At 28.3% G+C, this 8,833-nt stretch carries 11 protein-coding genes; 6 read left to right on the forward strand and 5 right to left on the reverse strand.

Annotated features, from left to right (window positions below; translation table 11 throughout):
* The 4 genes from ACFDSN_RS11090 to typA all read right to left on the reverse strand — a co-directional run.
* Positions 1-477: DegT/DnrJ/EryC1/StrS family aminotransferase (locus ACFDSN_RS11090; RefSeq protein WP_375239922.1), on the reverse strand; the 477-nt coding region annotated here is incomplete at its 3' end.
* Positions 474-1,346, reverse strand: coding sequence for a GNAT family N-acetyltransferase (locus ACFDSN_RS11095; protein ID WP_375239923.1), 873 nt, complete (start codon positions 1,344-1,346; stop codon positions 474-476). The genes ACFDSN_RS11090 and ACFDSN_RS11095, both read right to left, overlap by 4 nt.
* A 162-nt stretch (positions 1,347-1,508) precedes the next feature.
* A complete protein-coding gene (locus ACFDSN_RS11100) occupies positions 1,509-1,742 on the reverse strand; it encodes a uroporphyrinogen decarboxylase (protein WP_375239924.1) in 234 nt (77 codons plus the stop codon).
* Between the two features lie 78 nt (positions 1,743-1,820).
* Complete coding sequence (gene typA / locus ACFDSN_RS11105) at positions 1,821-3,620, reverse strand: translational GTPase TypA (RefSeq protein ID WP_375239925.1); 1,800 nt, start codon at positions 3,618-3,620, stop codon at positions 1,821-1,823.
* A 228-nt stretch (positions 3,621-3,848) separates the two neighbouring features.
* Here typA and kdsA point away from each other — a divergent pair, with 228 nt between their 5' ends.
* The 3 genes from kdsA (at position 3,849) to ACFDSN_RS11120 (ending at position 6,022) form a co-directional block, all read left to right on the forward strand.
* A complete protein-coding gene (kdsA, locus tag ACFDSN_RS11110) occupies positions 3,849-4,667 on the forward strand; it encodes a 3-deoxy-8-phosphooctulonate synthase (protein WP_375239926.1) in 819 nt (272 codons plus the stop codon).
* Between the two features lie 7 nt (positions 4,668-4,674).
* Positions 4,675-5,514, forward strand: coding sequence for a hypothetical protein (locus ACFDSN_RS11115; protein WP_375239927.1), 840 nt, complete (start codon positions 4,675-4,677; stop codon positions 5,512-5,514).
* 94 nt (positions 5,515-5,608) lie between these two features.
* Positions 5,609-6,022 (forward strand): hypothetical protein, encoded by a 414-nt coding sequence (locus tag ACFDSN_RS11120; RefSeq protein ID WP_375239928.1) that lies wholly within the window; start codon positions 5,609-5,611, stop codon positions 6,020-6,022.
* A 99-nt stretch (positions 6,023-6,121) separates the two neighbouring features.
* On the opposite strand, the gene ACFDSN_RS11125 is transcribed toward ACFDSN_RS11120, so the two are convergent.
* Complete coding sequence (locus ACFDSN_RS11125) at positions 6,122-6,469, reverse strand: DUF1801 domain-containing protein (RefSeq protein ID WP_375239929.1); 348 nt, start codon at positions 6,467-6,469, stop codon at positions 6,122-6,124.
* A 122-nt stretch (positions 6,470-6,591) separates the two neighbouring features.
* Between ACFDSN_RS11125 and ACFDSN_RS11130 the strand changes: the two genes are divergently transcribed.
* The 3 genes from ACFDSN_RS11130 (at position 6,592) to creD (ending at position 8,833) form a co-directional block, all read left to right on the forward strand.
* On the forward strand, positions 6,592-7,200 hold the full coding sequence (locus ACFDSN_RS11130) for a hypothetical protein (RefSeq protein ID WP_375239930.1): 609 nt from the start codon (positions 6,592-6,594) through the stop codon (positions 7,198-7,200).
* 54 nt (positions 7,201-7,254) lie between these two features.
* Complete coding sequence (locus tag ACFDSN_RS11135; RefSeq protein WP_375239931.1) at positions 7,255-7,548, forward strand: winged helix-turn-helix domain-containing protein; 294 nt, start codon at positions 7,255-7,257, stop codon at positions 7,546-7,548.
* Positions 7,549-7,624: 76 nt separating this feature from the next.
* The gene (gene creD, locus ACFDSN_RS11140; RefSeq protein ID WP_375239932.1) at positions 7,625-8,833 is read left to right on the forward strand and encodes a cell envelope integrity protein CreD; all 1,209 of its coding nucleotides are present in this window, start codon (positions 7,625-7,627) and stop codon (positions 8,831-8,833) included.

An 8,833-nucleotide genomic window follows, 5' to 3' on the forward strand; every position in this document is an offset into this window, starting at 1 on the left:
ATCTTCTATAAGTAATAAATTATTATTTTTTGCAACCTCGTAAACTAAATCTGAACATAACTGTCCATATAAATGCACTATTAAAATAGCTTTAGTTTTTGGTGTAATTACTGCTTCAATTTTAGATGCATCTATATTAAAAGTGTTTATGTTAGGTTCTACAAAAACAGGTTTAAGACCAGAATTAATAACAGATATAATGGAAGCTATATATGTGTTTGCAGGAATTATAACCTCATCACCTATAGATAACTTATTTAATTCTATAAAACCTTTAAATATTAAAGTTAATGCATCTAAACCATTACTTGTTCCTATTGCATAATCTGTTCCGCAATACTCTGCAAATTCAGACTCAAAATTAGAAACATTTTTGCCTAATATATAATGACCTGAATCTAAAAAAGAATTAAAGTTAGTTTGAAATTCATCTTTAAAACGTGCATTTATTTTATGTAGATCTAAAAACTTTATCATAACATAACTGCATCTAGTAGTTTATAATTTGATGTTTTAAACTCATAAAACGATTGTGTTATTGTTCTAGCCCCAAAACTTTCTTTAAAATACAACAATCCTTTATTGATATTCAGTCCATAATTTTCGTTAGAAACACCAAAATCAAAATATAATTTATCTTTATAAATATTAGAAAGTAACTCATTCACTAAAAAATCTAAACTTCCTGTTTCTTGTCGAGAATTATTTGCTGAGATATACTGGATATGCGCAACGTATTCTGTTTCAAAAATGGTTATACCAGCAAGAATTTCGTCTTCTTTATATACATTAAATTGCTTAATTTGATTTGGAAACCTATAATATAATAATTCTATTTCAGCTAAACTATGCGTTGGACTAGCATTAAAGCGTTGTTTTAAATTGGGTATTAAAATTTTATTCCAAAATTCAGAAAAGTCAGACTCTTCTGTTACTTTTAAATCTAAAGATTCAGCTTTTTTTAAACCTCTTTTTCTTAATTTACTTTGCTTATAATCTCCATTAAGATTTATAACAGACAATGCATCTACTCTATTTAATTTAGCTTTTAATAAAAACGCTAAATAATGCAGCTCATCGTTTGGAGTTAGACTATAAAACTTAGGTAACTCTTTTATAATAAGCTTATCAATATTAATAGACTTTAAATAAATTAAAATAGCCTTAAAAACAGAAATAACATCTTCTAGCCTAATATTAGAACCATAAACTAATCCTCCATAACTTAAACCTTGGTGTGAAAACAAAGTGTTTTCTACTTTATTAGCTGGTAAAACAGCAATCAGCTTATTAGAGTTATAAACTAACAACGAATTATCATTAAAACGATTTGAATGATAGTCCATAAAATCGCGACAAAATAAAAATGTACTGTTTTTAGATTGAGAAATTAAAGTATCCCACTCTTGCTTATTCTTATCTTGATATTGTTGTATTGTAATAATAGTTTAATTATTTAGAATTATAAAAAAGCTTTATTAACTGTAATAACAAATACGTTTTTATTATTAAACAGTTCTCTTAATAAATAAATAATAAAAATTAATCCCTAAAATAGCAGTGTTTGTAATAACTATTGGAATAGATAAATCTAATAGAATTCCGTAAATAACAAATAGAAAACAACCTAAAGAATTGACATAACGTAAGGTCTTAATATCTTTCATTAAAAAAGAAATTAAAACACCTAAAGAAGCTGCATAACCAACCCATTCTGTAACCGAAACACCTAAAAAATCCATACTATATAATTTTAATTCATAAAAAAAGAGAAGCACTAAAGTAGTACTTCTCTTTTAAATATAATATGATTTAAAAAATTAAATCGATTTATTACGTTTACGCTCATTTTCTGTTAAGAATACTTTACGCAATCTTAAAAAATTAGGTGTAACCTCAACATATTCATCTTTTTGGATATATTCTAAAGCTTCTTCTAAAGAAAATTTAATTGCCGGAACAATTTTAGCTTTATCATCTGCTCCAGAAGAACGTACGTTAGATAACTTTTTAGTTTTAGTAATATTTACAGCCATATCATCCTGACGAGAATTCTCTCCAATAACCTGACCTTCGTAAATATCCTCACCTGGATCTACAAAAAACTTACCTCTATCTTGTAACTTATCAATAGAATAAGGAATTGCTTGACCTTTTTCCATAGATACTAAAGATCCATTCTGACGCTCAGGAATTCCACCTTTTAAAGGTTGGTATTCTTTAAATCTGTGAGCCATAATTGCCTCTCCAGCTGTAGCAGTTAATAATTGGTTACGTAATCCAATAATACCACGAGATGGTACCATAAATTCTATAACCATACGGTCGCCTTTAGCTTCCATACTTAACATTTCTCCTTTACGCATTGTAACTAATTCCACTGCTTTACCAGAAACATTCTCGGGTAAATCAATAGTCATTTCTTCAACTGGCTCACATTTAACACCATCAATTTCTTTAATGATTACCTGTGGTTGACCAATTTGAAGTTCGTAACCTTCACGACGCATCGTTTCTATTAAAACCGATAAGTGTAATACTCCACGACCAAAAACAATAAATTTATCAGCACTATCAGTTTCGTTTACACGTAACGCTAAGTTTTTCTCTAATTCTTTATTTAAACGATCTTTAATATGACGAGATGTTACAAACTTTCCATCTTTTCCAAAGAAAGGTGAGTCGTTAATTGTAAACAACATACTCATTGTTGGCTCATCAATAGCTATTGATTTTAAACCTTCAGGATTTTCAAAATCAGCAACAGTATCACCAATCTCAAAACCTTCTAAACCAACAATAGCACAAATATCTCCAGTTTGAACTTCTTCGACTTTTATACGTCCAAGTCCTTCAAAAATATGAAGTTCTTTAATTTTGTTTTTAACAATAGAACCATCTCTTTTTACCAAAGAAATTTGTTGCCCTACTTTTAAGTTTCCTCTAGTTAAACGTCCAATAGCAATACGTCCTGTAAAACTAGAAAAATCTAACGATGTAATTAACATTTGCGTATTACCTTCTTCAATTTTTGGCTCAGGAATATGCTCTATAACCATATCTAATAAAGGCTCTACATTTTCAGTTTGATTTTGCCAATCATCACTCATCCAGTTATTCTTAGCTGAACCATAAACTGTTGGAAAATCTAACTGCCATTCTTCTGCTCCAAGTTCAAACATTAAGTCAAAAACCTTTTCGTGAACAATGTCTGGTGTACAGTTTTCTTTATCTACTTTATTTACAACTACACAAGGCTTTAACCCTAAGTCAATTGCTTTTTGTAATACAAAACGTGTTTGTGGCATTGGGCCTTCAAAAGCATCTACTAAAAGTAAAACACCATCAGCCATATTTAATACACGTTCAACTTCACCTCCAAAATCGGCGTGACCTGGTGTATCAATAATGTTAATTTTTGTATCCTTATAGATTACAGAAACGTTTTTAGACGTAATAGTAATACCACGCTCACGTTCTAAATCGTTGTTATCAAGAATTAAATCACCTGTGTTTTCGTTTTCACGAAATAACTGACAATGATACATGATCTTATCAACCAACGTCGTTTTACCGTGGTCAACGTGTGCAATAATTGCAATGTTTTTAATTTTAGCCATAATAATGCTGCCTTATTTTAAGGGTGCAAATGTACTCAATTTTTATTGATTAACAGTATCTTTTATTTATTTGAACATTTCCTTATTATAAAAAAGCAAAAACATATTATTAAACATTATATATTTTAAAATATAAAACCTCTAAAAAGCACCAAATTGTAGTTTAAAAAGAATAAAAGTAAAACCATAATAGTATCTTTGCATAGCAATTTTAGATTACATATAAATATGAAACTTCAAGACATCCCAAAATTAAAACATACAGATTCTAACAATTTCTTTCTTTTATGTGGTCCATGTGCTATTGAAGGTGAAGATATGGCACTTAGAATTGCTGAAAGAGTTTTGACTATTTCAGATAAATTAAATATTCCATATATTTTTAAAGGTAGTTTTAAAAAAGCAAACCGAAGTAGAATAGATAGTTTTACAGGTATTGGAAATGAGAAAGCGTTAGAAATTTTAGCTAAAGTTTCTGAAACATTTGATGTTCCTACAGTTACAGATATTCACGAAAGTAGCGATGCTAATCTTGCGGCACAATATGTAGATGTATTACAAATCCCTGCATTTTTAGTTAGACAAACAGATTTAGTGGTTGCGGCTGCTAAAACAGGAAAAGTAGTAAATCTTAAAAAAGGACAATTTATGAGTCCTGAAGCTATGAAACATGCAGTTCAAAAAGTAAAAGATGCTGGTAGTAACAAAGCTTGGATTACAGATAGAGGAACTATGTTTGGTTACCAAGATATGATTGTAGACTTTAGAGGTATTCCAACAATGAAAGAGTTTGCTCCTACAGTTTTAGATGTTACACATTCTTTACAGCAACCAAATCAAACAACTGGTGTTACTGGCGGAAGACCAGATATGATAGAAACTATTGCTCGTGCTGGTATTGTAAACCATGTAGATGGATTATTTATTGAAACGCATTTTGACCCTGCAAATGCAAAAAGTGATGGCGCAAATATGCTACATTTAGATAATTTAGAAGGTTTACTTACAAACCTAACTAAAATTAGAGCTACAATTAATAGTTTATAATATAGTAATGCAAAAATTAGTATTAATACTTTTTATTCTATTAAACTTCAGTTCTTCCTTTGGACAAGACTCTTTATATACCTCTTCCAAAAAAGGTAAAATATTTATAAGTTGGGGCGGAAATAGAGAATCTTATTCTAAATCAGACATTCGTTTTCAAGGAAGTAATTATGATTTTACTGTAGAAGATGCTACAGCTTATGATAGACCTAAAGGTTGGCATATAGATTATATTAATCCTGCAAGGATGACTATACCACAAACCAATTTTAAATTAGGTTATTTTATTACAGATAATTACGCTATTTCTATTGGTGTAGACCATATGAAATACGTTATGGACAGAAACCAAACCAGACGAATTAATGGCTATATAGATCTTCCTGTTACAGAGCAAGGCGCTGCATTTAACGGAACATATAATGGCTCTGAATTTCTAGTTAGTGAAGATATGTTAAAATTTGAACATACAGATGGACTAAACTATGTAAACACTGAGTTTTCTAGACATGATGATTTGTCTTATTTATTTGGAATTACAAATACAGATAAATTTCAAATTAATATAAATGAAGGTATTGGGTTAGGTTTACTTTACCCTAAAACTAACACCACACTTTTATACAAACAACAACAAGACGATTTCCATTGGTCTGGGTTTGGTGCTTCTGTAAGAGTTGGATTAAACTTTACGTTTTTTAAACATTTTTTTATTGCTACAGATTTAAAAGGTGGCTTTATTAATATGAATGATATAAGAACCACTAAAAACACTAACGAAAAAGCATCTCAGAAATTCTTTTTCTTACAACGTATTATTTCTTTTGGTGGGATATTTAAGTTGTAAATTATATAAAAAATTCTGTTTATTTATATATAACAACTGTTTTGTTTTATAACTTTATAGACTACCTTAATTTTTTATTATATATATAATTAATATGATTAGAATTTTATTTATCGTTTTTCTAAGTACGCTTTACTGTTCTTGTTCAGCACAAAAAAACAATAAAACAACTGAAAACGCAACAACCGTTTCTATTATTAATTTAATATCTAATCCTTTAAAATACCATAATAAAAAAATTATTTTAAATGGTTACTTGAAATTTGAACATGAAGGAAATGCAATATATTTAAACAAAGAGGACTATCTATCTACAAATAGCATTAATGCTATTTATATTAGAATTTCTGACACTAAAATTATAGAGAATGGTTTTAATTATTCAGATGATTTTTCAGGAATGATTCAAGGTGTTTTTGATAAAAACGACAAAGGTCATTTAGGTTTGTTTAGCGGTAGCATAAATAGAATTGAAGGAATAATTTTAAATGAATTAAGGACAGAATGATTTAATTAATTATTTTTTTATGCCATATAATGTTAAAAAAGGTTTTCTTAATTTACAGGTATAATTTAATCAGATTTAAAAAAATCAGCTCCTCTTAAATCAATCACCTTCATAATTTTTCAGCATTTCTAAAACATAGATTAAAACAACATCATTTATATCTCTTCTAGACTTGTAACGTAAAGAAGCTACCACTTTTCGTTTTTCTTTTACAAACAACTCGGAATACTGTTCCATTATTTCAGAATGCCAAAAGCATAAATCTACATAACCTTTAGATTGATTGAGATAACAAATTGGTTTCTTTCCTATCATAAAAAAAGGAATTTTCCATTTATAATGCAATTCAATATCTGGAATAACAGCTTCAACTATAGATTTTAAATCTAATAAAACAGACTTAAAAGGCTCTTCTTGTTTTAATATGTAAGCTTCAGCTGGATTCAAAACTATATTTTTAAGACAACTCTAAAATACGCACTTTAAAAAGACAGAATGTTAAATTCTTTAAAAATTATTAGATAGTTTCAATAAATTAAACTTACTTTGCATTTCAAAGTACTTTTATTATGAGCAACGAAGATTATTTAAAAGACCTTAGCGAAATTAAAAACATAATGACTAAATCGTCACGATTTATATCATTAAGTGGCTTATCTGGAATATTAGCCGGTATTTATGCCTTAATTGGTGCCGCAATAGCTTATTACATAGTAACAACTTATTCTAGAGGCTATTTAATTTTAGACGGAAAAATTTTTAATATTTGTCTTGGTATTTTAACTACTGTTGCTGTTTTAAGTATTGTTACTGGAATTATATTAACCACAAGAAACGCTAAAAAAAATGGTGAAAAGATTTGGGATAACTCTTCAAGAAGATTACTACTTAGTTTTTTAGTGCCTTTAATGACTGGAGGAATTTATATTTTAATAATTTTATGGCAAGGTAAATACGGACAAACTGGTGGATTAATGCTTATATTTTACGGATTAGCCTTAATAAGCGCATCTAAACATAGCGTTGGAGACATTAAATATTTAGGCTTAATCCAGGTTGTTTTAGGTTTAACTGCAGCTTTATTTCCTGGTTATGGGTTTTGGCTTTGGGTTATAGGGTTTGGAGTTATGCACATTATTTATGGAAGTATTATGCATTTTAAATATGATATGAAATAATTTATTGTAACCATTAAAAAAAAAAAAAAACATCTTTCATTCAAAACTAAAAAAGTGAGCATAATTACCAACATAAATAAAGTATTTGATCATAGAATCCGTTTAGGAATTATGTCTGTGCTTGTGGTGAACGAAAATGCAGATTTTAAAACACTTAAAGAGCTTTTAGGAGCAACAGATGGTAATTTAGCCAGCCATACAAAAGCGTTAGAAAAAGCAGAATATATTTTAGTTGAAAAACAATTTATTGGAAGAAAACCAAATACCACTTACACCGCAACAAAATTAGGGCAAGCAGCTTTTAAAAAACATATTAACGCTTTGGAGCAACTAATTCGAAAAACATAAATCAGCTTATAAATTACACATTACTTTTTTTTTACTCACTAACTTTGAATTTCAAAGTACTTTAAATAAATAAACAATGGAACACCAAAAAGAAAAAACAAAAAGCAACCTATCTAAATGGCTAAACACTTCAATTACAGCAAGATTACTTATGGTTGGATTCTTAACTTTAATACTACTAATTCCTTTATCATACATCAATAGTCTTATCAAAGAAAGAGGTTATAGACAAAAAGATGTTGTTAATGAAATAAACTCAAAATGGGGAAAAGAAGTATTATTATACGGACCAATATTAAAAATACCTTATAAATCTTATAAAGAAACGACTATTTATAATGAAAAATCGAAAAAACACAAAACAGAAATAGAGACAAATATCGAATACGCCTTTATATTTCCCGAACAATTAAACGTAACATCAAATGTTAATTCTAAAAAACTAAAAAGAGGAAATTTTGAATCTGCAGTATATACTTCAGATATGAAGTTAAAAGGCTTCTTTATAAAACCAAACTTATCTGCAAAAAACATTTTAGATAAAGATATATTATGGAATAAAGCCACTTATATTGTTAAAACCAGTAATTTAAAAGGTATTAAAGGCGAAACAAAAATTAACTCAAACGGTAAAGACTATACTTTTGAAACTAATTTTAACGAACAAACTAGAAATACTTTAGATGAATTAGAGTCTAACTATATTAAAGAAAGTAATGTGCCGAAAACAGATGAAGATAAAATGAGCTTTGATTTAAATATAACTTTTGATGGAAGCGAACTATTACAAATTATTCCTATTGGAAAAACAACACATTTAAAAATGGCTTCAAATTGGGGAAACCCTAGTTTTATTGGAGAATTCTTACCTATAGATTCTTCAAAAAAAATAACTCAAAATTCGTTTGATGCTGAATGGAAAGTAACACATCTTAACAGAGCTTTTTCTCAACAGTATTTAAATGCTATTCCAGATTTAAAACGCTATGCTTTTGGTGCTAAATTTTTAATTATGGTAGACGAATTTCAACAAAGTGAAAGATCTGCTAAATATGGTTTTCTTGTAATTGGTCTAACCTTTTTATTATTCTTTTTAATTCAAACCTTAAGCAAAATAAACATACACCCTTTTCAATATTTAATGATTGGTTTAGCTCTTACTATGTTTTACACTTTATTAGTATCTATAAGTGAACATAGCAACTTTTTAAAAGCCTATATTATTGCTGGCTCTTCTGTAATCATACTAATAACTCTTTATTCTAAATCTATTTTAAATTATTAG

The organism is Aurantibacter sp. (genome assembly GCF_042094015.1).
Taxonomy (GTDB): domain Bacteria; phylum Bacteroidota; class Bacteroidia; order Flavobacteriales; family Flavobacteriaceae; genus Aurantibacter.